We start from the raw sequence: 321 nt of genomic DNA, 5'->3' as shown, positions 1-321 counted from the left end.
TACCAACTTGATTACCACCCCAACGGGCTGATCCAACAGGAAATCGGTTTTGACGGGCAGCGTACGGCTTACGTGTATGACCTCAACAGCAACCTGCTGGAGAAAACCGAACACGGCGACGATGGCAGTCAGCTCGTTACCCGTTACGAGCGAGACGCGGCCGGCCGCCTCGTACGAAAAACCCTGCCCGACGGCAAAATTGTTGATTACACCTACGACCGCCAAGGCAACCTCCTCAGCGTCGACGACGGCCACTGGGCGCTGGCCTACGAATATGACGCCCAAAACCGCCTCACCGCCGACCACCAAGGCTGGGGCACC

General features: G+C 59.5%; 1 protein-coding gene. It reads left to right on the top strand.

Annotated features, from left to right (window positions below; genetic code table 11):
- A partial coding sequence (locus tag FW764_RS28140; RefSeq protein ID WP_446436728.1) for a hypothetical protein occupies nucleotides 1-321 on the top strand: 321 nt, incomplete at both ends.

This window comes from Pseudomonas sp. 1152_12, from assembly GCF_052850675.1.
The sequence above is the reverse complement of the archived record's forward strand: the minus strand, read 5'-3'. Positions and strand labels throughout refer to the sequence as shown.